Here is a 25,194-nt window from a genome sequence, read left to right as displayed (position 1 = left end):
TTGGCTTGATGTTGATGGAATCGATTGCATGGGCTGAGGGGACGAGCGGAGCCGGGGCATCTGCGAGTGGAGGGGCGAGCGGGATGTTATCGTTGCTCCCGTTCCTCTTGATCTTTGTCATTTTTTATTTTCTTCTGATCCGGCCTCAACAGAAGAAGCAAAAGCAGCAGCAGTCCTTGTTGGACGCCTTGAAGAAGGGCGACAAAGTGATCACGACGTCAGGAATCTGGGGCACCATCACCAACATCGGGAAAGAGACGGTGACCTTGCAGATTGCCGATAATACTAAGGTCAAAATGCAGCGCGAGAATGTTTCGCGCGTGCGTGGCGATGAGGAAGATAAAGACAAGGACAAAGATAAGGACAAGGACAAAGACGCGTAGTTCACACGGGATAAGGGGTCACGGACGACATGAAAAAGGTAAGTGGGCGGCTCTGGTTATTAACACTGGTCATCTTGGTATCGGTGGTGGCCTTTCTCCCGTCCTATCAGCCGGTGTATCAAGCTTTGCCGGGCTGGCTGAAGGCAGTGCTCCCGAACAAAGGGATTACCTTGGGGTTAGATTTGCAGGGCGGCATCCATATGGTTCTGGAGGTGGACGAGGATCGCGCCGTGGAGATCGCGGTTGACCGTTCCGTCACCGCGCTGCAGGATCTCATGACCGAAAAGAAACTCGCGGTCGATTCAGTCAAGCGAACCGGACATGAGCAGATTGTGATTCAGCTGCAGAATGTCGATACGAAGGCCTCCGCACAGAAACTGATCGATGATTTTCCCATGTTTGTCGAGAAGGAGTCGGCGGGGTCAACGACTAGCATGGTGTGGGAGCTTCGTGAGCTAGAAACCAAGCGCATCAAGGATTCTGCTATCAACCAGGCGTTGGAAACCATCCGGAACCGCATTGATCAGTTCGGCGTCGCGGAGCCGATCGTTCAGCGCCAAGGGTTGAAGCAAATTATTGTGCAGTTGCCCGGTGTCAAGGATCCAAAACGTGCCAAGGGTCTGATTAAGGAGACGGCGCTGCTCGAATTCAAAATGTTGGACGAAGACCTCCACCTCGATCTCCCGGTGCGTATTCCGAAAGACAAAGAAGCCGAGGTGCTTCAACAGTTTGCCGGCAAACTGCCGGAGAGCGACCAGATTTTATTCGAGCGCATGGTCGACAAGGACACGGGTGTCGAGTTTCGCATGCCCTATGTCGTCAAGAAGCGGGTCATGTTGACCGGTGACGTGCTGAGCGATGCACGTGTTTCCATCGGTCAATTCAACGATGCGTATGTGTCCATCACGTTTGACTCCAAGGGGGGACAGGAATTCGAACGGATTACGAGCGAGAACGTCAAGAAGCGTATGGCCGTCGTCCTGGATAACACCATCTACTCGGCGCCGGTTATCCAGGAACGTATTTCAGGGGGACGTGCGCAGATTACGGGGACGTTTACTACCCAGGAGGCCAATGATTTGGCGATTGTTCTCCGGGCCGGTGCGCTCCCGGCACCGTTGAAGATCGTGCAGGATCTTACGGTCGGTCCGTCCCTCGGCCAAGATTCTATCGATAAAGGGATCAAGGCCACTCTCATCGCCGGGACGATGGTGGTGATTTTCATGATCGTCTACTACCGTCTGTCCGGGTTGATCGCGGACTTTGCCTTGGTCTTGAATTTGGTGTGCCTGATGGGGGCCCTCTCTGCCGTGACCGCCACGTTGACCCTGCCAGGAATCGCCGGCATTGTGCTCACGATTGGAATGGGAGTCGACTCGAATGTCTTGATTTTCGAGCGAATTCGAGAAGAGCTGCGTGGCGGAAAGGCGGCGCGATCTGCCATCGATGCTGGTTACGACAAGGCGCTCTTGACGATTATCGATTCGCACGTGACGACGCTGATCACTGGAGTCGCCCTGTTTCTCTTTGGGACTGGGCCGATCAAGGGATTTGCCGTGACGCTGTGCCTAGGGATTGCCATCAATCTCTTCACGGCATTGATCGGGACAAAAGTCATTTTTGATCTGTTGTATCATCGACGAAAAGTCGAGGCGTTGAGCATCTAACCATGAAGCCATCAGCGATGACTCTTCATGGAGAAGCTCAGGGTTATCAAAAGGGAGTGCGCATGTTAGAGATTCTTGGGAAGACCAACTTTGACTTCATGGGCAAGCGCACGTTCGCGTTTCTCTTTTCTGGCGTGATGGTCTTGCTCGGGCTCATCGCACTGGTCCAGATTGCGCGAGGTTCTGCCAATCTGGGCATCGACTTTTCTGGTGGGACAGCTGTCCAGCTCAAGTTTGAGCAGATGGTCCGGATCGATGAGGCTCGTAAGGCCCTGCAGGCCAACGGCCTGAGTGATGCGGAGCTGCAGGAATTCGGACAGGATAACAAGCTCCTCATCCGGGTGAAGACCTCCACGACGATCGAAGAAAAGGTAGCCGAACGTGTGGTGGGAGTCTTCTCCAAGGAGTTCCCGAACAACAAGTTCGTGGTTGATTCCACCACTGAGATCGGACCAACCATCGGGAAGAAGCTTCAGGAAGATGCGCTCGTCGCGATCGTCGTCTCATTTGTGGGCATTATTCTGTACATTGCGGCACGATTCGAACTTCGTTTTGGCGTTGCGGCCGCGCTGGCGACGTTTCATGATGTCTTGGCTGTGATCGGGGCGTTCTATCTCCTGGACAAAGAAATTACGCTTCTGATTGTGACGGCACTCTTGACGCTGGCTGGATATTCATTAACTGACACAGTGGTGGTGTTCGACCGGATCAGGGAAAACTTAAAATCGCGCCGTCGGGAAAGCGAAGAAGCGACGATCAATACCGCCGTCAATCAAGTCTTGAGTCGTACCATCGTCACGAGTCTGACCGTCGTGCTCGTGTTAATCCCGTTGACCCTAGCAGGAGGAGAAGTGCTGCACGATTTCTCACTTGCACTGCTCTGGGGTGTGATTTTCGGCACCTATTCATCAGTCTTCGTGGCCAGTCCACTCTTACTCTTGTGGCCGGGAGCCTCGGGTCGCCTTTTGAAACGGTCATAGCCGAATTTGTTGATCTGTTGATTTGTCGACTTGTCGGAAATGGATGGTATTCATCAGCTCGTCAGATCAACAGATTCTGAAATTCGTCCAGATCATGTTTGGCAGTCTGGAATTTCGAGATCCAGCCGCAGTATGCTGAGGTAGCTCGCCCTTCAAAGGCACCTGTATGAATCTCTGGAGCCGGTCTCACAGTCTCCAGCAGAAGACCATCGCGGCGATCGTGATGGTCGGTCTCCTGCCGCTGACCCTCATGCTTGCCCTCATATATGTCGAAGAACGACGCGCCCTGCAGGAGTCAACGGGGACGAACTTCAAAGAAGTGGCCGTCGAGGCCGCCCGCCGGATCGAAATGCATGTGACGCGGGGCATGAACGAGGCCCAACAACTCGCAACCGCGCCCTTTCTTCGCACCGCCGTTTCGGAAGCCAACCGAACGTACGAGGGCAAAGACGCTCAGAGCATTTCGGACATTATCCAGGGTTGGCAACAGCGGTGGAGACAGCGAGACAAGCGCAGCGAATTCCCCCTCTTCGTTAACCGGATTGTCACCAATTATTTGATTCGATGGCACGAGATTCGAAAGTCAGACTATGTCGGCATCTTGGTAACCGATGGACAGGGAGCGTTGGTGGTCAGTTCGATTCCTCAGGTCGAATATTCCTATGCCAAGACCGCTTGGTGGCAGGCTGTGGTAAAAGGCGGCAGCCCGCATCCTTATGTGGGTGAAATCGCTTTTGATCCAGCGTTTGGGACTCACGTCGTCATCGTCGCTGCACCAATTTTGGATGATCAACATCGGATGGTGGTCGGCGCCGTGACGATTCTTCTTCGACGTGACACATTGTTTCAGTCCATTGCTGAGGGTTCGTTCGACGCAACAGGCCATGCCATGTTGTTCACCTCGGACGGGGGTGTTGTGATTTGTCCTGTGCTTCCGCCAGAAGCCCACTCGATCGATTCTGAATTGGTCAGTACGCTGGGGGCTCCGAAGCCAGGATGGGCAGTCGCTGCTGACGACTCGCACGGAAACAAGCGCGCCCTGATCGGGTTTGCTCCGGTACGGTTTGCCGATCAGCTTGCAACAGGCAGTATTGGTGGGAAGCGCTGGATTACGGTCGTGCGCCAAGATCCATCAGAGACGTTTGCCCCACTGGGGGAGTTGATGGTCAAGGTCTTGTTATTCGGCATGATGGTGTTACTCGTGCTCTCTGTCACAGGAGTGATCGTCGCCCGCCGAATCGTTCGACCGATCCGGATGTTGCATGATGGTGTCCAGCAGATCGGGAGCGGACGCTTAGAGCAAAGACTGGAGATCAAGACTGGTGACGAAATTGAACGATTGGCTCAAGCGTTCAATCACATGGCGAGCAATCTGCAACGCTCATTCGGGCAGATCGAACAGCGGATGATAGAGGTTCGACAGTTGGAAGAGAAGTATCGGGATTTGATCGAACATGCGCCGGAAATGATCTGTCAATTTGATCGAGATGGTCGGCTGGTCCATGTCAATAAAACCGGCCTCGATAAACTCGGATATACCCATGACGAAGTGTTGGGGATGAAGCTTTTGCACCTCGTGCCGACCGGACAGGAATCACAGGTGTCCCACTTTCTGGAGCAGCTGGCTTGTGTGGGGCAGGCCGCAATCGAAACGATGCTGTTGGCGAAAGATCACCGACCGATCGACGTGGAAATTCATGCGACGGCACTCTTCGATCAAGCACGAGGGGGACTGGTCCACTCTCGTGCGTTCGTCCGAGATGTGACGGAACGGCGCCGGTTAGAGCTGGAACTTCAGCGGTACACGGTTGGGCTTGAGCAGGCGGTGTCGGAGCGTACACAGCAGCTGACAGCATCGCAAGCCCGCTATAAGTCCCTTTTCGATTTCGTCGCTGATTCGGTGTTTATGGTGAGTGCGACGGGGGCCGTCGTGGCCGTGAATGAACGAGAACAACACGTCTTGGGCTATGCCGAGTCGGAGATCATCGGGAAGAACGTGCTCGAGATCGTCCCGGATGCGCACCACCGAGCCTTCACAGGCTGGTTGTGTGATGTCAGTACGGAGCAACGGCAGGTCACCACTCAGGAAATGACGGTGTACCATGCCGATCGCCATGAGATCCCGGTGGAAATGGACTTGATTCGGGTCGATGGGACTGAACAATTGCTGGTGATGGTGCAGCTTCGCGATATTACTGATCGGAAAAAGCTCGAGCGTCAACTGCAATCATACCGAGAAGATCTTGAACTGAACGTGAGAGAACGCACAAGAGAGATCGAAGAGACCAAGCAGTACTTGGAAAATTTGCTCGAGAATGCCAACGATGTCATTTATACGCTCGATCTGGATCAGCAGTTTACCTATGTCAACAGTAAGGTTAATGCGTGGGGCTATCGCAAGGATGATCTGATCGGACGGCCGTATCTCTCACTGCTCTCCCGGCGTCATCGGGGGCGACGTCTCAAGAGTACACTGGATATCGGGGCCAAGCAGGTGTACGAGGTCGAAGTCGTCACTCGGCTCGGTGACGTGCGTGCCGTCATGGTGAGTGTCTCTCCCCTTCAAGGGGCCGACGGGGAGATCCTTGGAGTGCTTGGGATCGCGCGTGACATGACGGAGACCAAGAAGCTGGAGCGACAGATTCGTCATGCGGAAAAACTGGCATCAATCGGCCAACTGGCGGCTGGGGTGGCCCATGAAATCAACAATCCTCTCGGAGGAATCCTCAATTGTCTCTACAACCTTCGAAAGGGGACCCTTTCCCCGGCACGTCAAGAGGAGTATTGGACCTCCATGGAACATGGCGTCCGTCGTGTTCAAAAGATTGTTCGGCAGTTGCTCGATTTTTCGCAGCAGCATGAACCAGCTTTCAGCCCGGCTGATATCAATCGAATCGTCGGCCAAGTGTTAGGGCTGACCACGCATCTCTTTGCCTCCAATCGCATTCATTTGGAAACATTTCCAACCCATGACTTGCCCAGCGTGATGGTTGATCGGCATATGATCGAGCAAGTCTTGATGAATTTGATCTTGAACGCCGTGCAGGCCATGAGAAATGGCGGAGTGCTGACGATCAGGACTTCCGTGGCTGAGGGTATTTGCCGAGTCGAGGTGAGCGATACGGGGTCTGGCATTCCTGCCTCGGTGCTCCCACGGATCTTTGATCCCTTCTTCACGACCAAAGGGGAAGGAGAGGGGACGGGGCTTGGTCTCTCGGTCAACCTTGGTATCGTGGAGCGGCATGGCGGGAAAATTTTAGTCGAGAGCGAAGTTGGAACAGGAACGACGTTCACGCTGTGCCTGCCCGTGTCACGAGAACGTTCCTTTGCGGAGAGGGAAACATGAAAGGGTTGACTGTTCTGCTGGTCGACGATGAGCCCTTGATGCGTCTTTCCATGATGGATGCTTTGGAGGCTGTCGGCTGCGAGGTTCAGGCAGCTTCGACCGGCACGGAAGGGCTCGAAGCGATACGAGAGAAGACCTATGACGTGGTGATCACCGACCTGCGATTGCCGGGTGTGGATGGGTTGACTGTGCTTCAGACGGCCAAAGGTAAGGAGCCCCAGACCGAGGTGCTCATGATTACCGCACATGGATCCGTCGAAACGGCTGTTGAGGCGATGAAGCTGGGGGCATTTGATTACATCACGAAGCCATTCCAGATGGACGAATTACTGCTGATCGTTGAGCGGGTCGGTGGCATGATCGCGCTCCGTCGGGAGAATCAGGATCTCAAACATCAGCTCGAGGACAAGTTCTGCTTCAATGGCATTTTAGGGGCGAACAGTCAGATGCGCGGTGTACTGGACAAGATCAAGCTCGTGGCTGAGACCGATTCCACCGTCCTGATCGTGGGGGAGAGTGGAACAGGCAAGGAACTTGTCGCCAACGCACTGCATCAGAACAGCCCACGGAAAGGGTATCCGTTGATCAAAGTCAGTTGCGCTGCGTTGCCGGAGACGCTGCTGGAAGCGGAACTCTTCGGCCATGAGAAAGGGGCCTTTACGGGCGCGTTGCGCCAGCGACGTGGGCGATTCGAAATGGCGAATCGAGGGACCTTGTTCCTTGACGAAATCGGCGAAATCTCCCCCGTAGTACAGGTGAAACTGTTGCGCGCCCTGCAGGAACGTACCTTCGAACGGGTGGGGAGCAATGAGCCGATCGAAACGGATGTGCGACTTGTGTGCGCCACACAGAAAGACCTACGCAAAGAGGTGGCGCAGGGGCGGTTCCGCGAAGACCTCTTTTACCGGCTCAACGTCGTGCCGATCATCGTTCCGCCGCTCAGACAACGGCAAGAAGATATTCTGGTGATCGCCGAGCATGTCCTCGAAACATGCTCGGCGAAACTGAACAAACAACTGCGTGGGTTTTCCCAGCAGGCGCATGAATTGTTGCTCCGCTATTCCTATCCGGGAAATGTGCGAGAGTTGGAAAATATGGTTGAGCGGGCCGTGGCGCTTGGACGGGACGGAACGACAGTGCAGCCGGCTGACCTCTGTGGATTGCAATCCTGCCCATATCTGGGGGGTGTTCCCCAGGAATCTTGCGGCTTCTGTGCCGAGGGCTTGACCGGAGGAAAAAAGAAGAAAGATCTCTCTCTCACCTCACTTGCTACTGCACGAGAAGGCTTCGAAAAGGACTATATCGTTTCCGTGTTGGAGCGCGTGGATGGGAGTCGAACGACAGCATCGAAACTTTTGGGGCTGTCCCGAAAGGCGCTCTGGGAAAAGTGCAAACGCTACGGCATCCCTTCGGCGTACAACAACAGCGACAATGAAGGATAATGCATTCACTCTCATTCCAGTCAACGTCTGAACAATTGCAAGATCTGGAAGAGAGTATTGTCTGAGGATGTGTCATGGGTAACCTACTAGGGAAGGAATCTAGACCATGAATCTTAGGTGTCGGGCCATCATTGTCTCGTTGGGCCTATTGTTATTTGCGGGAATTGCGTGTGCCGCTGAGCTGGCTGAAGTGGAGAAATTCGTCAATGCACGGATTGAGATCGGTGAGATGATGACAAACTATTTCAAAGGGGGCGCAGGTTATGGTGAGGGACAGCGCCCGTCACAGGAACACATGCAACAAATGGGAGCGGACATCAATGCCAAGCTCACGGCGCTCCTGGCGAAGCACGATCTGACGCTTGAAGAATATCGCAAGCGGAGTCCTGACGTGTTTGCCGACGACACTGCGGTCAAGCACTACCTCAACGAACATCCGGACCTCAAACAACGCTATGAAGCGCTCCCTCTCGATCGGATGGGGCGTGGTGGGAGTACCGGGCGGGGCTATTAAGTAGAGTGGGGAGTGGGTGACCCTCTGCCCTGTGGGATCACGCGCTGCTCATGGTCTTTCCAGAGATAAAGGAGTCGGCCCATGGAATATAGGCATCTTGGTCGATCGGGCGTGAAAGTCAGTCGGCTCTGTCTCGGGACCATGAATTTTGGGCCGCAGACCAGCGAACAGGATAGCTTTGCCCTCATGGATCGCGCCTTGGAACTCGGCATCAACTTTTTCGATACCGCCAACGTGTATGGGTGGAAGCTCGGTGAAGGCTGGACCGAGCAGATCGTTGGCCGGTGGTTCGCACAGGGTGGAGGTCGTCGGGAGAAGGTCGTGCTGGCTACCAAAGTATTCGGCCGCATGGGGGAGTGGCCCAACCAGTCTCGCCTTTCGGCCCGCCATATCAAGCAAGCTTGTGAAGAGAGTCTGCGCCGACTTCAAACAGACTGGATCGATCTGTATCAGATGCATCATGTCGATCGCGGAACACCGTGGGAAGAAGTTTGGCAAGCGATGGAGCAGTTAGTCAGAGAAGGCAAGGTGGTTTATGTGGGCAGCAGCAACTTTGCCGGGTGGCACTTGGCTCAGGCTCAGGAAGCGGCGCGCAGCCGCCATTTCTTTGGGCTTGTCTCCGAGCAGAGCCTCTATAATCTCAACGAACGTACGATCGAGCTGGAAGTTATTCCTGCCTGTGAAGCCTATGGGATTGGTCTGATCCCGTGGAGTCCGCTAGGGCGTGGGCTCTTGGCCGGGGTCCTGCAATCCGCAGGGAGTGGGCGTCGAGCCGACGAGGACCTACAAAAAGAGGTGGTCAAGTCTCGTCCAAAATTGGAAGCCTACGAGGTGTTGTGCGGGAAGATCGGCGAACGACCGGCCGATGTGGCTTTAGCGTGGTTGCTGCATCAAAAGGCAGTGACGGCACCGATCATTGGGCCACGCACCATGGAACAGCTGGAAGGGGCGATGCGGGCACTGAGTCTTGTTCTTGACCAGGACACCTTGAAGCAGCTGGATGAGATGTTTCCAGGCTCGGGTGGGGCCGCACCGGAAGCGTATGCATGGTAAAGGTGGATCAGTGCAAGTCATGCTGCAAGAACTTGCGGCTCAAACGATATCTCTTCACGTGGCCGTTTCATGAAAGCTCTGCGTGGTAGCGTTGCTGAAGGTACGGCAAGATTGACCAGCCGTGATGGCCGCTATCGGCCACGAGCGGAAGTTCGGCGCCGAGATCACACTGCCATAAAGCGGCCCTCAGCCCTGGTGCATTGATGGTCCGGTATTAAGCTGCCGACTGCGGTGAAGGTATCAAGGATAATTCTTAGCTGTCTGACCCCTTGGTCTATGCTTTGAACCAAGGCTGTGTCTCTGGCATATAGGCTTACTCAAACGGTCTGCCGAAGTATGTGACAAGCAGCAGCGCAATAAAATACACACTCAAAAGAGCCTGGATACCAGAGACGGTTCTGGCGAACCCTACGGCTTTGATCTCGTATTCCCTGGTCGTGAGTTGCTTGAGCCAGCGTCCAAAATCCACATCTCTGAATTTGATGTTGAATGTGCTCATCAGGCTAAAGACAAAAGAAACCCATAGCAGTGCACGCTCTCGGCGCATCCATTCCCGACAATAAGCCAGGTTCTTAAATTGGTGAAGTTGACGAGGCAGGACCTTATACCCCTTCTTGGTTTCGACCCCGCTCTCTCTAATCAGCTGTCCATCCTTGCTGAGGTCTGCCTTTAGCCAGAGTGGTTGGTTGGTTCGATCGTGATCTAGGGGAACGTTGATTGAGAGGCCAGAGTCTTTTGAAAAATGGATCAACCCCCAATATAGAACGGTTGAGACCCCAAAAATTGTCAGAATGGTTAGTAAGACACGTCCGGGGTTCATGCCGTATTGTGATGTGAGGTCAAAGAGGTAGCGATTCACGAAGTATTCAAAACAATTGCCTTTGGCGTTTTCGCAGGTTTCCCACAAGGTTTCTACCTGTCGAGACTTGAGCGCGAACGTGATCTTTCGCTCTTGATCTCGAAATCCGGCGACCTTGAACTCGGCCCGAAGGTGAGCTAACGAACTTGGGTCACTTTCATAGGTCATATACTCAATATTTTTCGCATAGGCGATGGAACTCGTCTTTGGATGGGTGTCGACTTCGTAGGTTGCTCCGAAGAGGTCCGCACCTTCTAAGTGTGCCACACTCATATTAGTATGAACGAGAAGAGCGCCTCTTAGATTTGCATCGCGAAAATTTACGTCAGTGAATGCCATATTCGTTAGATTTGTGGCACTCAAATCTGCCTCCGTCAGATCTGCACTACTAAAGTTGATGTCGTGAAGAATTTGTCCTTTTAGAGAGGCTCTAACAAGTATGGTCCCAGCAAAATTGGACTTCGATGAGATGATGGTGCGAGAAAGGTCCACATTTGTGAGATCGGCGCCCTGAAGATAGGTCTCATTCAATCGTGCACACTGCAAGTTTGTTCCTCTCAAATTTGTTTGGTTCAGTATGGCACGCGTGAGATCGGTATAGCTCAGATCGCTGTCGGTAAGGTTGGCTTCCGAAAGATTTACCGAATGCAGATCTGCCCTCTTCAGCTTCGTGCCGCTGAGGTCTGCTTGCTTACCTTCTTTTTTCGCAGTATCAAACCAAGTCTGGTGTTGTTTTAGAATGTTTTGAAGCTCCTCATGAGTTCTGTTCTTCCCTGAACGATCAACCCAAGCCCATTGGCCTTCGGTTTGGGTATCACAGTTTGTTGTATTGGTTTCGGCGCCACGGGCTTTCGCTTGGAAGGTAGTAAAAGAAAGGCAAAGGGTTATCAGGATAAAACTTAGAACTCTGCGAAACATCAAGCCAGCATGATAGGTGTTTGCCTTGTGCCGCACTGGAAGCAGAGGGAAGGGGCGAATCGAGAATGGCATAGGGGTCTCGCAGGGAGGCGTATTGTAGAGGGGAGGAAAAGGCAGCGCAAGGGGCGACCAGTGGAATGGTGGTATTTCGGAGAAGAAAGAATTCTCTCGTATGATTTCGGAACGTCGCGGTGTGAATCCGGACCTAAGTCGCCAGTGGAGGAGCATTTTGGGCGGTTGCGCTCGCAGTCGCGGGTGATGCAATAAGTTCGGCCCATCGACCATTGACTATGGGTTCTTATGCTTCTGATAGCGGTCAGTCGTGGACTTCTGCTTTGGGTCGAAGACTGCCATCGGCCAGTAGACGACAGTCGCTAGGGCACTCTCCGTGCCAGAAAGCTGCCGTTCATGAGAGATGGTGCTCGCTTAGCGCTACGCTTGGCTGAAGTGGGTCTGAGTCAGCTGGGGGAGGGTCGCTGAACAGTTACCGAACACACGTCTCGGTGTCCACAAAACCTGCCCACATGTCTTCCTGTACGTCTCGAACTCGGATGGAGCCGAGGGGGCAAGCTTGCGAATCTCGAACCAGATGCCATTCACACCTGGCCAGACGTGGCTTATGACGGATAGATCAGACGTTCGCCCCAAACAGTTTCAGGCCGTTGTGAATCAACATGATGATGGCGACCCCGATGGCGAAGACTGCGAAACTCTTTGTCAGTGTTATCGGCGCGACCTGTCGAACGATCCACGATCCCCCGGTCATACCCACCGCGCTGCCCAGCAGCAAGAGACCGGCGAGTAACCAATCCATCTGTCCCGTCTGCAGATGACCGACGAGGCCTCCCACGGCGACGAGCGCAATGATCAGCAGAGAGGTACTCACGGCCATTCTCATGGGAAACCCGAGCACCAGGCTCAGCGCCGGCACAATCACAAATCCACCGCCGACACCGAAGAATCCAGTCAACAGACCGACCACAGCACCGATCAGCGAAACCTTGATCCAGCAGGAACGAGGAAATCGTTCCGCGCAGCTCTCGCCGGTATATTGGCTGTCGATTTGACCGCTGCTTCGCCACATCCGCCAAGCCGCCACAATCATTACGCCACTGAATAGCAGGAGCACCACTTCCCCCTGCACGAACTGATGGCCAAGTGCCCCAACCCACGCGCCGGTTGCGCCGGTGATGCTGAAGATCAATCCGGGCTTCACCCTCACCTCACCGGACTCTCTTCGTTGATACACGCCGATCAATGCCGAAGCCGCAACCACCATCAACGACAGAACAGTAGCCGGCTGCACCTTCATGCCGAGCAGGTATACCAGAAGCGGAATTGCCAGGAGGGAACCTCCCCCGCCAGTGGCTCCCAACGCAAGACCGATCAATCCCCCCGACAGAAGGGCTAATCCTGCATGGTCAATGGTCATTGGTCCATCGTCGTCCGTGCCCCCTTGTCCGTTGCCCGTCCTGCACTTCAGAAATCTCTCGATCGCCGACCCTTCACTTCTCCGTCGGAAACCCCGCCTGTTTCCATCCCTGCATCCCGCCCATCATGACCTGGACTTTCGGGAAACCTGCCTGCATGAGAATCTGCGCGGCGGTATGGGCTCGCCCTCCTGCTTTGCAGATTGCGACAATCTCTCGATCGCGATAGGTCTCCAACTCAGACAGTCGATGTGAAAGCTTGGCGACCGGGATGTTGGTCACCCCTTTGATATGACCAAGTTCCTCGCTCAACTCGTGACGGTCACGCACGTCGAGCATGAACAGGCTGGCTCCTACAGCGAGTTTACGAGAGACGTCCTCCACAGGAATTCCGACGACCAGCTGATCGTTCGCCCCAATTTCCAACGTTCCTTTGACCTCGCAGGCAGGCACATCGACCGGAATCCAGGCCGCCTTAGGATCACGTGCGCAGGCATAGTTGGCCTTCAGCACCTCCTTCATCCAATCGGCGGGACCGAGTGTGAGCCCTTCGAGGTAGTCGATGTACTCCTGTTTGGTGCGAGGTTTCAAATTGGGATTGTGGAGTTTCTGGTCTTTTAAACTCGATGGTTGGCGTCCCCGGTACTCGTGGGCCGGATACACGATGAGGTGATCAGGCAGGCCGAGCACCCGCTGCATGCTGTCCCAATGTTCGCCTGGATCACCACCGGGCAGATCCGTACGGCCGGCTCCAGCATCGTCCAAAAACAGGACATCTCCAGTCAGAATGCGATCCTCAAACACGAGCGCAAGGCTGTCTTTCGTATGACCCGGCGTGGTCATCACCTTGACTGGAATATTGCCGAGGTGGCATTCAAATCCGTCCGTCAGGTGAAAGGTCACGCAGCGGGCTGGAGCCTTTTGGTGCATGACATATTGACAGCCAATCTGATCCTTGAGCGCGGCTCCACCAGAAATATGATCCGCATGGGTGTGCGTATCGATGACATGTGTCAGCGTGAGTTTCCGTTGATCCAGCGTCTTCAGGTAGTCCTCGACGTGCTCCAGAACCGGGTCGACGAGGACGGCCTCTCGACTCTTCTCGTCGCCGATCAGATAGGTCCGGCAGGCATTGGGATTGAGCTGTTCGAATATCATACTGCGCCCCTCCTTCTTGTAGGCGATATCAGTCAATGAGAGCCATGACCCACAGGAAAGGATTCGCCTGTCCGTGGCCCGCCATATTCTGTGTCCATTTACAGGATGCTTCAGGCTTTCTACGAGTCTGGTCTGTTGCGCGAGTACCTGAAACCCGTCAGTCGTGGACTTCTGTTTTGGATCGGATTCTGACGGTCGTGGAATGGCCACGTGCGGAAGTTCGGCGCCGAGATCGCACCATCATAAAGCGATCCTCAGCTCCGTCGCATTAACGTTGGAAATCAGCGGCTGCCGGAGGTAGTCCCCTGGATTGACGTGTTAGACTTTCGGTTCTTGCTGTGTCGTGCAATGAATACCTCCGCCACCAGCTGCGATTCCGTCAATGTTGATCTGGACCACGTCGCGCCCAGGAAACGCTCGTTGCAGTTCGCGTTGAGCTGCCGCATCGGTTCGTAGATCACCAAACTCAGGGGCAATCACTGCGCCAGTACAGACATAGAAATTGATGTAGCCGGCGGCGAAGTCGTCATTGGCAAACTTCTCTCGAACCCTTGAAGGTGCCTCCAGCACCACAATGTCCAGGTTTCGGCCTTCGGCATCCGTGGCTCCGCGCAGCAGTTTCAGGTGCTGTTTTGTCACCGCATGATCGAAGGATCTCGGATCAGAATCATAGCCAACGATCACCGTCCCTGGGCGCGCGAAGCGCGCATAGAAATCAGTGTGTCCATCGGTGATGTCTTTGCCCTTGATGCCAGGCAACCAGATGATCTTCTCCAAGCCAAGTAACCGCTTCAGCTCCCGCTCGCACTGGGCTTTGCTGACACCAGGATTGCGGTTTTCGTTGAGCACGCAACTCTCGGTAATGATCGCCGTGCCGTGTCCGTCGACCTCAATCCCACCGCCCTCAAGCACCAAGTCGGTCTGAATGCGGCGCACACCAGCACACTGAGCGACGAACGCGGCGACTGCAGCATCGTCGTCACAGTCCTGCTTCTCTCCCCAGCCGTTGAAGTTGAAATCAATCCCAGCTTTGCCACCTTGTTCCGTCACGACAAAAAGCGGACCGGTGTCACGCACCCACACATCATCAAGCGGGCAGACAATCAGATCAACCTTGTCCTCCATCAGTTGTTGGGCGCGTGGTAGGTCAGATTGACGAACCAGCATCGAGACTGGCTCGTACTTGGCGATGGTGAGGGCAATCGTCGCCACATTGCGCTGAACATCCTGTAAGAGCTTTCTGCCCCATATTTCTTGGCTGGCACCAAAGGCCATCCAGGTGCGTTCGTGTGGGGCACTCTCGTCTGGCATGAACCACACGTCTTGACGATTCGCCATCGCAACAGCTTCTTTTGCGCTGCCAAGCAGAGTGGCTGCGGTAAGAAGACCAAGTGATTGAATGATGGTGCGCCGACTGATCATGGAGTTTTTCTCGTCGAAGGTCTCACCACGTTTAGGCGGACCATAACTAAGGACCGGATCTGCCATCTTCTATCCGCACAACACACCTTCAAGGATCGTGAACAATATCCCATCATCGACGGTGGAGCAATGCGTGACGGCCCATTGACCATGTATGACCGGGTCTTATGCGGATCGGCATAGGCTCCCTTGAGATGGCTCCATATCCCTGGCCCACTACAACAAAGCAAACGACTGTCGACCTCATTGAGGCGTTCTTCGATGGGACTGTATCCGGCTGCCTCTGGGGGATGGGAAATGGCTCATATCTCGTACGAAATCTATGTTGCTTCACTCCTATCCTCATTGTGCCCGAGGTGATAACGTCTGGTGTGAAGCCCCGCTGTCTGTCTTATCTTTCGCGCTTCCTGACCATTCCCAGCGTGACCGATTCCCCAGTCTCCATCGCGTGTACATCGCAGTTTCTCTGACTCGTTTCTGGGTTGGTGGAATGGCCTGCTGAATGGAGGCGGCCAGGAGTCCGGCCGTGCCGAGGTGGACTCAGTGACTTATATTCGCATTCCACCAAGAGAGGAGCAATCATGCTCTATGACTCTCTGATAGAGTCTTCCTCATGCTCCGAGCGCGCTGTCGATGATCTTAATGGATTTTGCGTTATTATTCCGGATTGAGTGCCTTGGCCAGCCGTTTGGCCCTGGTCTTATGATGTGGTCGCTAGATCTTTTTCTCCATTCAACGGAGCCGTCTTTTTCTCCTCGTCCCCTTGACAGATACGAAACCTCGCTACTGATACTGAGAGCCGTCATCCCCAGAAATGTGTTGAACCTGTGGACAACTAGGGGATTGGTGGGGATGGTACAGGTCTCAGCGAGGGCTGACGGATTCATGTCAAGATAATTTCCTAGGAATATGCAAGAAAGTAATGAACGTAGAGAAGAACCACTATTAGTTGTGGCTTGTCCAATATGTGGCGGATGCCTAAAAAGTAGGCGATTTGATGAATGTACACGCCATTTGCACTGTATTTGGAAGAATGTCGATACTTGTTCACATGGTTATCCACAGAAGATGGGGAATAAGAATTCTCATGTCATGCTCACCTTGAAGGCATAGTTTTGGGTAACCATCTGGAATCATTCGCTGATTGAATGAGTGATGTATCGGTCGTCGTTGTATGACCGTGTTGACGCCTGATGGATAGATGCGTTCTAGGTGGGGTAGGCCATTGGGCGCTGAACGAATTTTCAGGATTTTGGCACGATGCGGATGGGTTCCTGCAACGGCCTTTCAAGCGTAAGGTGGGGCATTGCCCGGTTTCCACTTGATACTGCAGCCAATGCCGGGTCTTTGGGTACCCTCGACCGATTTGCCGGTGAGGACTGCTTGGATGGCTGAGCGGAGATCCTGGCCGGTGACTGGCTTGTTGTTGCCGGGCCGACTCTCATCGAGTTGTCCATGGTAGGCCAGTCGACGATCTTCACCAAAAAGATAGAATTCTGGGGTGCAGGCAGCGCGATAGGCCTTTGCGATCTCCTGTGTCTCATCGTGACAGAATGGAAAGGTTAAGCCCAGGCGTACGACCATTTCTTTGAGCTGCGGCGGTGCATCATCGGGATAGCTGACCGGGTCATTGCTGCTGATGGCCATGATCCCTAAGCTCGTGTCGTGGTAGTCACGTCCAAGTCGGGCAAGTTCCTGCTCGATGTGCACCACATAGGGACAGTGGCGGCAGATGAACATGACGAGCAGCCCTGTCTTGGCGGCGAACGAGTCGAGGGAATACCGTTGCCCGCTCACTACGTCGTGCAAGGCGAATGGCGGTGCTGTGGTACCAAGTGGAAGCATGGTCGAGGTCATAGCCATGAGGTCCTGTCTCATCAAGCCTGTCAGAGAGAAGATGCCGCATGTCGTCGGCTGGGTCAAGTAGCAGTGAGGCGGCCGCGTTTCTTGCGTCATCGTTGAAGGGCCGCTATGCTGCCACACATCGCTTGGATGTGTGGACGAGCCATGACGAGATGAGTGCTTCTGTCGATGAGATGAAAGGAGGACGAGCATGTTGATCGCTTGGCTGTTAGTGCTGTTGTTAGGGGCTCCGGCTATGACGCTGGCGCATGATGAGACGAAGCCCGAGACGCCGACCCTCACGGTCAGCGAAACCGGGACGGTGACGCACGCACCGGATACGGCTTTTGTGACGTTCGGCTTGGAGACTGCCGGCAAATCACTCACCGAAGCGCAGAAGCGGAACAGCGCCGTTATGAGCAAAGTCATGGACCGGCTACGAGATCTGCAGATTGACAAGGAACGTATCCAAACCTCGTCCTTTACAGTCTCCCCGCAATATCGACCGCCGCCGAGTCGTCCGGCTGATGTGCAGCCTACTTCTCCGGAAATTGTCGGCTACGTCGTGAGCAATATGGTGACGGTGGAAATCCGCATTCTTGACAGAGTCGGCGCGGTGATCGAAGAAGTCTTGAAGGCCGGTGCGAATAGCTTTCAGGGATTGCACTGGGGGTTGCGCGATGAACGATCGGTACGTCTGAATGCCCTGAAGCAGGCGGCGGACAAGGCGCGCGAGAAAGCAGCGGTGCTGAGCGAGGCGCTGCAGGTGAAACTCGCGCGGGTGCTATCAATTCATGAGGGTGGCCATATGATCAGGCCCGCTGCTGCCATGGCACGCATGGCAATGGAGTCGGGCGCAGGTGATGTGCCGATCTCACCGGGGGAACTGAAGATTGAGGCAACGGTGACGCTGGTCTATGAAGTTGCGTCGAACTGAGAGCACATTTTGTGGAAATGGAGGAGTCTGTCTGTGTGCATTACGATGTCATCTGAGAGCTAACCCGCACACGGAGCTTCAGGAAGGTTGACTGATAACTTGACTCATTTTTTGGGTTCCGCCTCGCACGGCGGAGACTTGTTGTGCCTTTTACCATGCCTCTTCATGTCTCATGTGATTCAGTCCCAACAGCAGATGCTCGATGATTTCTTTTCAGGAAAACGGTATGCTTCTGCCCACTCGCAAAGGGATCTGGACTCGTGGAACGGTATAATCTACCGCTTGAAATGAGAGATGAGCCATGAAGGATTATCACATCAACATCTTCTACAGCGATGCCGACAAGGGCTACATTGCCGACATTCCTGATCTCGGTGCCTGTTCGGCATTTGGCAAAACACCGGCGGAAGCGCTCAAGCAGGCGCAACTGGCCAAGAAGGCTTGGCTAGAAACCGCCCGTGCCGAAGGCAAACCCATTCCCCGTCCACGGTACCGGCCTGTGATTTATCAAACCGGCTCATGATCGTTTCCATAAACGCTGACGAGTCGGATGCCAAGCTACGCGCGTGGCGAGAGGAACACAACACGCCCGCGAAGGTCGCTGCGACGCATCGGAAAGTTCTACTGGACCGCGTGGTCCAGTCCATGGCGTTTGAGAACCAGCCGGTCAGTATGAAAAGTCTCAAGGCCATGATGGAGATTCCGAAAGCCAAAAGCCGGCTAGGCCCTGCTCACTAAACGTTCTGGAATGCTGCTCTTACCCCGGTTCTTTAGTCTTACCCATTTCTCCATTAGAGACCACCAGATGATTTCTTTGCCCTAACAGGGTATCCTTCGGCGCAATTGTTCGTATCCACCACTAAGGACCAGGTGAATGGCCAAGAAAGCCAAGTCTGCTGCAAAGGCGAACCAGACCGCTCCCTACAAGCATCCTGAGGCGAAGAGCCTCATGCGACCGGAGGTGGGGACGCAGGCACAGTTTAAGAAGAAGAAATCTCCGAAGACCTACCGCTACGATTCATCGCTCTCACCTGCCCTGGATTGGGACGCCAAGAACCCGGCTCGTGAGCAGGGGGAGGCTCTCATCAAGCAAGTCCTCGACGCGAAAAGCCTCGAAGAAGCAAAAGCCGCCGCATCCAAGCTCAAGAGCCTGAGCAAGCCCTTCCTCAATTGGGCTGGGAAAGTCGAGCGGCTTTCTTTTGATGTGCCAACCTTGCCGCTCTTTATCCATGAGCGGCTCTCCACTAAAGCCATCATCGAAACGCTGGCCGGACACAAGACCGACAAGCAAGAGGACATGTTCGCCCTCTTCGGCGATCCACAGCACTCGATTACCGATCAGGTGTTGAAATCGTATGAGTATCAGGATGACTGGACCAACCGGATGGTGCTTGGCGATTCGCTCGTCGTGATGAACTCGATGCTGCACTACGAAGGCCTGGGCGGCCAAGTGCAGATGATCTATATGGACCCGCCCTACGGCGTGAAGTTCGGCAGCAACTTCCAGCCCTTCGTTCGCAAGCGAGACGTGAGTCACAACGACGATGAAGACATGACCCGCGAGCCCGAAATGGTTCAGGCCTATCGGGATACGTGGGAACTGGGACTGCACTCGTACTTGACGTATCTGCGCGACCGGCTGCTCCTTGCCCGCGATCTGCTCACCCCGAGCGGCAGTATCTTTGTCCAGATCAGCGACGAGAACTTGCACCATGTTCGGGAAGTAATGGATGAGGTGTTTGGGGCGGAGAATTTCTGCGGGTTGATTGTTTTTAAAAAGTCAGGCGGAACAACAAGTGAGCTACTCGGGTCTCCTTGCGACTATCTTCTGTGGTATGGCCGAGATCGAGAGCGAACTAAATATCATCCATTATTCAAACTTAAGGCGACTGCTGGCAGCGACGATAGCGCCTATTCTCGCGTTGAACTTCCCGGTGGTATCAGACGACCTATGACCAAGGAAGAGCGAGATGATCTTACACTGTTGCCTCCGGGTGCCAAGCTTTACCGATTAGACAATTTAACCAGCCAGGGGTTTCGTCAATTCACAACTGTTGAGTTCGAGTTCAATGGAAAGCGCTACCATCCTGGGGCAGAGCGGAATTGGAAAACTACCGTTGATGGGTTGAACCGACTGGTCAGTTTAAACCGCCTTGAAGCCACAACTGGACTTTACTACGTTCGCCATTGGAGCGATTTTCCTGTTAGCCCGCTTGATAACAATTGGGATGACACGGGAATTGCCGGTTTTGCTTCAGACAAGCTTTACGTTGTTCAAACAAATTCGAAGGTTGTTGATCGATGTCTTCTCATGTCCACCGATCCAGGTGATCTGGTGCTTGATCCCACGTGTGGCAGCGGAACTACTGCCTATGTCGCCGAGCAATGGGGCAGGCGGTGGATTACGGCAGATACCAGCCGCGTACCGCTAGCTTTGGCTCGGCAACGACTCCTGACGGCAACGTTCCCCTGGTACGAACTGAAAGACCTGCATCGCGGTCCGGCCGGCGGATTCACCTACAAGCGCAAGCAGAACAAGAAGGGTGAAGAGGTTGGCGGCATCGTTCCGCACATTACGCTTGGCAGCATTGCGAACAACGAACCACCGGCTGAAGAAGTGCTGGTGGATCGGCCGGAAGTTGAGAATGGCATCACCAGGGTCACTGGCCCCTTCTGCGTCGAAGCGACTATCCCGACACCAGTAGATTGGGAAGGCGATGGCATCGAAGATTCCGGGGTTGTCTCAAGCGAAGCCTACGGTTCCTTTGTCGACCGGATGCTTGAAGTGCTCCGCAAGAGCCCAGTTCTTCGATTAGAAGGCAACAAGACCGTCACCTTCAAGAACGTCCGACCTCCTGCGAAGTCACTCTCGCTGTCCGCCGAGGCATTGATCATCAATGGCCAGGAAAAGGCCGTGGCATTGGTGTTTGGACCGGAGAACGGCGCGGTGAGTGAGAAGCTGGTCTATGAAGCAGCGCGCGAGGCCCATGCGAAGAACTACACCCATCTCTACGTCATCGGTTTTGCCATCCAGCCGAACGCGCGCACGTTGGTGGAGAAATGTGTGGATGTGATGGGTGTTCCGGCCACCTATGTCCAAGCCACGCCGGACTTGATGATGGGCGACTTGCTCAAGAATATGCGGTCGAGCCAAATCTTCAGCGTCTGTGGGCAGCCAGAGATTAAGGTTATTCGGACTAAGGATAAACAATACGAAGTCGAGCTACTCGGTCTGGATGTGTTCGATCCCATTACGATGGACGTGACGCACCGAAGCGGTAACGATGTACCGGCCTGGCTCCTTGATACTGACTACAATGACCTCTGTTTTCATGTCTCGCAAGCTTTCTTTCCCCGCACCAGCGCCTGGGACAATCTGAAGAAAGCCCTCAAGGGCGAATATGAAGAATCCGTGTGGGATCATCTTTCCGGGACGACGAGCGCGCCGTTCGAGGCAGGCGAGCACAAACAGATTGCCGTGAAAGTGATTGACGATCGAGGGAATGAATTGCTGGTGGTGAAGAAGCTGTGACGCGCCCCGATTTGAGGACTGGTTTCTAAATGGTCAGCGAGCGTATCATTCCGGAGAATCCGCTCACTTTTATCCAACGCTGCATACGAGAGCGACGGATACTGTGGACGTATCATGTGCAGATGCGGCTGAAGGGACGCACGATTCGTCGGGATGCTCTTCTCCGTGCTGTGGAGACCTATGACATCATCGAGTCCTATCCCGATGACAAGTATTTGCCGAGTTATTTGATCCTGTGTCAGTCGGATGAAGGGGCGGCGCATCTCCAGATTGCGACCGATGTTCCGGGAGACAATGTCCGCATCGTAACGGTGTACCGGCCGAGTCCTCGCGAGTGGGAACCGGATTTCAGAACCAGGAGGAAGAACCCATGAGATGCCGAGTCTGTGGAGGGCACATGCAACGGGAGACGACAGACTTGCCGTTTAAGCACAGCGACCGGTCTATTGTCGTGATTAAGAGCCTGCCCGTCCTGCTCTGTGACAACTGCACGGAATACTCCTTTGAGGATTCCGTCATGGCGGTCGTAGAAACAATACTCGATGCGGTGGATGAGGCTGCTGAATTGAGTGTGATCAAATTTGCCGCCTGAGCGCGCGTCTATTCCTCTTTGACCATGAGCGCCTACGAAGTCCCACAGCCCATTCTGAATTCTCCCTTCGAAGAGCCCAAAGAGCATTGGCATATCGTGGAAGGCGAAGAGCCCGAGCAACGGCCTGGCCGTCGCCCTTCGATGTATTTCTATCGTGACCCCAAGGTGCGGCCGGAAAAGGAATATGGAACGGTCGCTGGGACAGCCATCGAGCTGAAATTGGTGAATCGCATTCGGGCTCAAGTGAAGAAGTGGCGATCAGATGGCTATCCCGGCGTGACGAGAACCACCCTTGAGCTCTTGCAGTGGTGGCGGCGCGATGGGCGGGCGCAGCGCCTCTTCTTTGCGCAACTCGATGCAGTAGAAACGGTCATCTTTCTCTGTGAGGCTCGGTCTGACTTCCGCCAGGGCATCGAAGTCCCGCAAGAAGAACTCAGCGAGGAAAAGCGTACGCAGGGTTTCATGGGGTTTCGGCGATATGCCTCTAAGATGGCGACGGGGTCTGGGAAGACGACCGTGATGGGGATGTTGGCTGCGTGGAGCATTCTCAATAAGGTCAATGATCGAAGTGACGCAAGATTCTCCGATGTGGTGTTGGTTGTCTGTCCAAATGTGACGATTAAGAGCCGGCTTCGTGAGTTGGATCCAGAAATAGGGGAGGCCAGTCTGTACCGTACACGCGACCTGGTTCCTTCCCACTTGATGCCGCTCCTGACGCAAGGCCGGGTACTTGTGACGAACTGGCATGTGTTTGAACCTCAAGCGATTCAGACTGGTGGGGTCGGTGCGAGAGTCAACAAAGCCGGAGTTGAGGTCCGGACGAAAGAGACCATTACCATCAGTGCTAAGACGACGACGGCCAGAGGAAAGCGGTATTTGACGCTGGAAGATCTTGAGCGGCAGGTGGCCGCTGGGATTCTGACGGTTCTAGGAGAAGAACGTGAGAATGACGGCACACTGAAGAAGGTGACGGTTGAATCAAGGCGGTATGTCGAAAGCGATACGGCTTTAGTGAATCGCATTCTTGGCCGCGAAGTGGGGGGCAAGCAGAACATCCTCGTCATGAACGACGAAGCACATCATGCCTACCGTATCGTGCGGGAAGAGCAAGATGAAGATGAGGATGATCTTTTCGGAGAGGACGAAGAGGCGGATGATTTCTTTAAGGAAGCGACGGTCTGGGTTGATGGGCTCGATCGTATTCAGAAGCTGCGAGGGATTAACTTCTGCCTCGATCTCTCCGCAACACCCTACTTTCTTGGGCGAGTCGGCCAGGACACCAACCGGCCGTTTCCTGGGTGGTAAGCGATTTCAGTTTGATTGACGCGATCGAATCAGGCTTGGTGAAAATCCCACAGCTTGCTGTACGTGACACGACCGGCAAGGAGATTCCCGGCTACTTCAATATTTGGCATTGGATTCTCCCGCAACTCACGCCTGCAGAACGAGGCGGCAAGAAGGCGAGTCCAAAGCCTGAGGCGATTTTGAAGTACGCCCATCATCCGATCGCGATGCTCGGTGGGCTCTGGGAGAAGGAACGAGAAGACTGGGTTGCGAATCGAGAAGACCCTCGGCCACCGGTCTTCATTCTTGTGTGCAAGAACACGCAGATTGCCAAAGTGCTGTATGAGTGGCTGGCTGAAGACAAAGCGCCAACCGGAATCCCGCCAGTCAAAATCGAGAGTTTTAAGAACAATGGCCGGCAACATACGATCCGTGTGGATTCGAAGGTTGTTCATGAGTCGGATTCTGGCGAGTCCAAGAACGATGAAGTTCGCTGGATGAGATTCACGCTTGATACGGTGGGGAAGCTTGCATGGCCGACAGACCGAGTTGGGCGGCCGATTTATCCTGATGGGTTCAAGGATCTGGCTGAGAAGCTCGATCGTCCTGATCACCCCCCGGGTCGAGATGTACGGTGTATCGTCAGTGTGGGTATGCTCACGGAAGGATGGGACTGCAACACGGTGACGCATATTATCGGGCTTCGGCCGTTCATGTCTCAGCTTCTTTGTGAGCAGGTTGTCGGTCGAGGGCTGCGTCGAGCGAGCTATGAACTTGGCCCTGACGATAAGCTGACGGAGGAAGTAGCCAAGGTCTTTGGTGTGCCTTTCGAAGTGATCCCCTTCAAATCCTCGCCGCAGGGCCAACCCAAGTCGAAGGTCAAACGCTTCCACGTTCATGCAGTTCCAGGAAAAGCGCAGTATGAAATTAAGTTTCCGCGAGTTGAAGGGTACACGCAGGCAATCCGTAATCGTGTGACGGTGGATTGGGCTACGGTTCCCTCTTTGGTATTAGAGCCGGGACGTATTCCACCAGAGGTCGATGTCAAAGGGCTGCACGTCAACACGAAGGGGAAGTTGTCTCTTAGTGGCCCTGGTCGAATTGATGAAGTGAATCTGGATGAGTTTAGGGCGCGGAGGCGGTTACAGGAATTGGTGTTCGATCTTGCAAAGACTCTGACCCACAGTTATGTATCTCAAAAGGATTGTGGCGTATCCGCGCATGTCCTCTTTCCGCAGGTAGCAGCAATTATTCACCAGTCTCTTGATAGAAAGGTCGAAGTTCGCTCTCCTGCAAACATCAAAGATCTGTTTCTGGCTCCCTACTATGGATGGATTGTGGAGCGTCTCATCGAAGCCATTCGTCCAGATACCTCCCAAGGGGAGAGCCCGGAAGTTCCACGCTATGAAACAAATCGCGGCCCAGGCTCGACAGCCGACGTCGATTTTTGGACGAGCCGTGATGTGCGAGAAGTGACGAAGAGCCACTTAAACTATGTCGTTGCAGATACCAGCCAATGGGAGCAATCAGCTGCCTACTATTTGGATAAACATCCGAATGTTGATGCTTTTGTGAAGAACTCAGGATTAGGCTTTGCCATTCCCTATCTCCACAATGGCCAGATGCACGACTATGTGCCCGACTTTATTATTCGGCTCAAGTCTAAGCAGCCGCACCACTTCATACTTGAGATCAAGGGATATGACCCAACAGAGGAAGTAAAACGCGCTGCTGCTGAGAGATGGGTTGCTGCGGTCAATGCGGATGGCACATATGGGAATTGGCAGTATGCTGTCGCAAAGAAAGTGTCAGACGTTCCAGGCTTGTTGCAGTAA

At 54.1% G+C, this 25,194-nt stretch carries 18 protein-coding genes and 1 pseudogene; 14 read left to right on the top strand and 5 right to left on the bottom strand.

The features are described 5' to 3' along the window. Nucleotides 1-8 precede the first annotated feature (8 nt). The 7 genes from yajC to E8D52_03500 all read left to right on the top strand — a co-directional run bounded on the left by yajC (nt 9) and on the right by E8D52_03500 (nt 9,385). Complete coding sequence (gene yajC, locus E8D52_03530; GenBank protein ID TKB70131.1) at nt 9-383, top strand: preprotein translocase subunit YajC; 375 nt, start codon at nt 9-11, stop codon at nt 381-383. A 29-nt stretch (nt 384-412) separates the two neighbouring features. Further along, nucleotides 413-2,050, top strand: coding sequence for a protein translocase subunit SecD (gene secD / locus E8D52_03525; protein TKB70130.1), 1,638 nt, complete (start codon nt 413-415; stop codon nt 2,048-2,050). 62 nt (nt 2,051-2,112) lie between these two features. Next, nucleotides 2,113-3,030, top strand: coding sequence for a protein translocase subunit SecF (gene secF / locus E8D52_03520; protein TKB70368.1), 918 nt, complete (start codon nt 2,113-2,115; stop codon nt 3,028-3,030). Nucleotides 3,031-3,196: 166 nt separating this feature from the next. After that, a complete protein-coding gene (locus tag E8D52_03515) occupies nt 3,197-6,376 on the top strand; it encodes a PAS domain S-box protein (protein TKB70129.1) in 3,180 nt (1,059 codons plus the stop codon). Next, nucleotides 6,373-7,818 (top strand): sigma-54-dependent Fis family transcriptional regulator, encoded by a 1,446-nt coding sequence (locus tag E8D52_03510; GenBank protein TKB70128.1) that lies wholly within the window; start codon nt 6,373-6,375, stop codon nt 7,816-7,818. Before E8D52_03515 ends, E8D52_03510 begins: the two co-directional genes overlap by 4 nt. Nucleotides 7,819-7,924: 106 nt before the next feature. Further along, nucleotides 7,925-8,332, top strand: coding sequence for a hypothetical protein (locus E8D52_03505; protein TKB70127.1), 408 nt, complete (start codon nt 7,925-7,927; stop codon nt 8,330-8,332). Between the two features lie 81 nt (nt 8,333-8,413). Continuing rightward, a complete protein-coding gene (locus E8D52_03500) occupies nt 8,414-9,385 on the top strand; it encodes an aldo/keto reductase (GenBank protein TKB70126.1) in 972 nt (323 codons plus the stop codon). A 313-nt stretch (nt 9,386-9,698) separates the two neighbouring features. Here the strand turns inward: E8D52_03500 and E8D52_03495 are convergent, their stop codons facing one another. The 5 genes from E8D52_03495 to E8D52_03475 form a co-directional block, all read right to left on the bottom strand. Further along, a complete protein-coding gene (locus E8D52_03495) occupies nt 9,699-11,447 on the bottom strand; it encodes a pentapeptide repeat-containing protein (GenBank protein ID TKB70125.1) in 1,749 nt (582 codons plus the stop codon). A 346-nt stretch (nt 11,448-11,793) separates the two neighbouring features. Continuing rightward, nucleotides 11,794-12,594, bottom strand: coding sequence for a sulfite exporter TauE/SafE family protein (locus tag E8D52_03490; protein ID TKB70124.1), 801 nt, complete (start codon nt 12,592-12,594; stop codon nt 11,794-11,796). Between the two features lie 73 nt (nt 12,595-12,667). Continuing rightward, nucleotides 12,668-13,750: an MBL fold metallo-hydrolase gene (locus E8D52_03485; protein ID TKB70123.1), complete on the bottom strand. Its 1,083-nt coding sequence runs from the start codon at nt 13,748-13,750 to the stop codon at nt 12,668-12,670. Between the two features lie 318 nt (nt 13,751-14,068). Beyond that, nucleotides 14,069-15,172, bottom strand: coding sequence for an agmatine deiminase family protein (locus E8D52_03480; protein ID TKB70367.1), 1,104 nt, complete (start codon nt 15,170-15,172; stop codon nt 14,069-14,071). A gap of 1,287 nt (nt 15,173-16,459) precedes the next feature. Further along, on the bottom strand, nt 16,460-17,035 hold the full coding sequence (locus tag E8D52_03475) for a thioredoxin family protein (GenBank protein ID TKB70122.1): 576 nt from the start codon (nt 17,033-17,035) through the stop codon (nt 16,460-16,462). A gap of 190 nt (nt 17,036-17,225) precedes the next feature. Between E8D52_03475 and E8D52_03470 the strand changes: the two genes are divergently transcribed. The 7 genes and pseudogenes from E8D52_03470 to E8D52_03440 all read left to right on the top strand — a co-directional run bounded on the left by E8D52_03470 (nt 17,226) and on the right by E8D52_03440 (nt 25,194). Beyond that, nucleotides 17,226-17,951, top strand: coding sequence for a DUF541 domain-containing protein (locus E8D52_03470; GenBank protein TKB70121.1), 726 nt, complete (start codon nt 17,226-17,228; stop codon nt 17,949-17,951). 301 nt (nt 17,952-18,252) lie between these two features. Continuing rightward, nucleotides 18,253-18,474, top strand: a complete 222-nt coding sequence (locus E8D52_03465; protein TKB70120.1) for a type II toxin-antitoxin system HicB family antitoxin — start codon at nt 18,253-18,255, stop codon at nt 18,472-18,474. Beyond that, nucleotides 18,471-18,689 (top strand): hypothetical protein, encoded by a 219-nt coding sequence (locus tag E8D52_03460; GenBank protein TKB70119.1) that lies wholly within the window; start codon nt 18,471-18,473, stop codon nt 18,687-18,689. Before E8D52_03465 ends, E8D52_03460 begins: the two co-directional genes overlap by 4 nt. 136 nt (nt 18,690-18,825) lie before the next feature. Further along, nucleotides 18,826-21,483 (top strand): site-specific DNA-methyltransferase, encoded by a 2,658-nt coding sequence (locus tag E8D52_03455; protein TKB70118.1) that lies wholly within the window; start codon nt 18,826-18,828, stop codon nt 21,481-21,483. Between the two features lie 29 nt (nt 21,484-21,512). Beyond that, nucleotides 21,513-21,857, top strand: coding sequence for a DUF4258 domain-containing protein (locus E8D52_03450; protein TKB70117.1), 345 nt, complete (start codon nt 21,513-21,515; stop codon nt 21,855-21,857). After that, nucleotides 21,854-22,075 carry a YgiT-type zinc finger protein gene (locus tag E8D52_03445; GenBank protein TKB70116.1) on the top strand — a complete coding sequence of 74 codons (222 nt, stop codon included), beginning with the start codon at nt 21,854-21,856 and terminating at the stop codon, nt 22,073-22,075. Before E8D52_03450 ends, E8D52_03445 begins: the two co-directional genes overlap by 4 nt. A gap of 24 nt (nt 22,076-22,099) precedes the next feature. Further along, nucleotides 22,100-25,194, top strand: a pseudogene (locus E8D52_03440) (type III restriction endonuclease subunit R).

Source organism: Nitrospira sp. (genome assembly GCA_005116745.1).
Lineage (GTDB): Bacteria > Nitrospirota > Nitrospiria > Nitrospirales > Nitrospiraceae > Nitrospira_D.
Note: the sequence above shows the minus strand (reverse complement) of the source record. Positions and strands in the feature narration are given on the sequence as shown.

Bases quoted from the DNA above. Each gene is read 5' to 3' on its own strand.
- E8D52_03500 (TKB70126.1), top strand. From the start codon at position 8,414: ATGGAATATAGGCATCTTGGTCGATCGGGCGTGAAAGTCAGTCGGCTC.
- E8D52_03505 (TKB70127.1), top strand. From the start codon at position 7,925: ATGAATCTTAGGTGTCGGGCCATCATTGTCTCGTTGGGCCTATTGTTA.
- yajC (TKB70131.1), top strand. From the start codon at position 9: ATGTTGATGGAATCGATTGCATGGGCTGAGGGGACGAGCGGAGCCGGG.
- E8D52_03475 (TKB70122.1), bottom strand. From the start codon at position 17,035: ATGGCTATGACCTCGACCATGCTTCCACTTGGTACCACAGCACCGCCA.
- secF (TKB70368.1), top strand. From the start codon at position 2,113: ATGTTAGAGATTCTTGGGAAGACCAACTTTGACTTCATGGGCAAGCGC.
- E8D52_03460 (TKB70119.1), top strand. From the start codon at position 18,471: ATGATCGTTTCCATAAACGCTGACGAGTCGGATGCCAAGCTACGCGCG.
- E8D52_03490 (TKB70124.1), bottom strand. From the start codon at position 12,594: ATGACCATTGACCATGCAGGATTAGCCCTTCTGTCGGGGGGATTGATC.
- E8D52_03445 (TKB70116.1), top strand. From the start codon at position 21,854: ATGAGATGCCGAGTCTGTGGAGGGCACATGCAACGGGAGACGACAGAC.
- E8D52_03485 (TKB70123.1), bottom strand. From the start codon at position 13,750: ATGATATTCGAACAGCTCAATCCCAATGCCTGCCGGACCTATCTGATC.
- E8D52_03480 (TKB70367.1), bottom strand. From the start codon at position 15,172: ATGATCAGTCGGCGCACCATCATTCAATCACTTGGTCTTCTTACCGCA.
- E8D52_03455 (TKB70118.1), top strand. From the start codon at position 18,826: ATGGCCAAGAAAGCCAAGTCTGCTGCAAAGGCGAACCAGACCGCTCCC.
- E8D52_03515 (TKB70129.1), top strand. From the start codon at position 3,197: ATGAATCTCTGGAGCCGGTCTCACAGTCTCCAGCAGAAGACCATCGCG.
- secD (TKB70130.1), top strand. From the start codon at position 413: ATGAAAAAGGTAAGTGGGCGGCTCTGGTTATTAACACTGGTCATCTTG.
- E8D52_03465 (TKB70120.1), top strand. From the start codon at position 18,253: ATGAAGGATTATCACATCAACATCTTCTACAGCGATGCCGACAAGGGC.
- E8D52_03510 (TKB70128.1), top strand. From the start codon at position 6,373: ATGAAAGGGTTGACTGTTCTGCTGGTCGACGATGAGCCCTTGATGCGT.
- E8D52_03470 (TKB70121.1), top strand. From the start codon at position 17,226: ATGTTGATCGCTTGGCTGTTAGTGCTGTTGTTAGGGGCTCCGGCTATG.
- E8D52_03450 (TKB70117.1), top strand. From the start codon at position 21,513: ATGGTCAGCGAGCGTATCATTCCGGAGAATCCGCTCACTTTTATCCAA.
- E8D52_03495 (TKB70125.1), bottom strand. From the start codon at position 11,447: ATGGTCGATGGGCCGAACTTATTGCATCACCCGCGACTGCGAGCGCAA.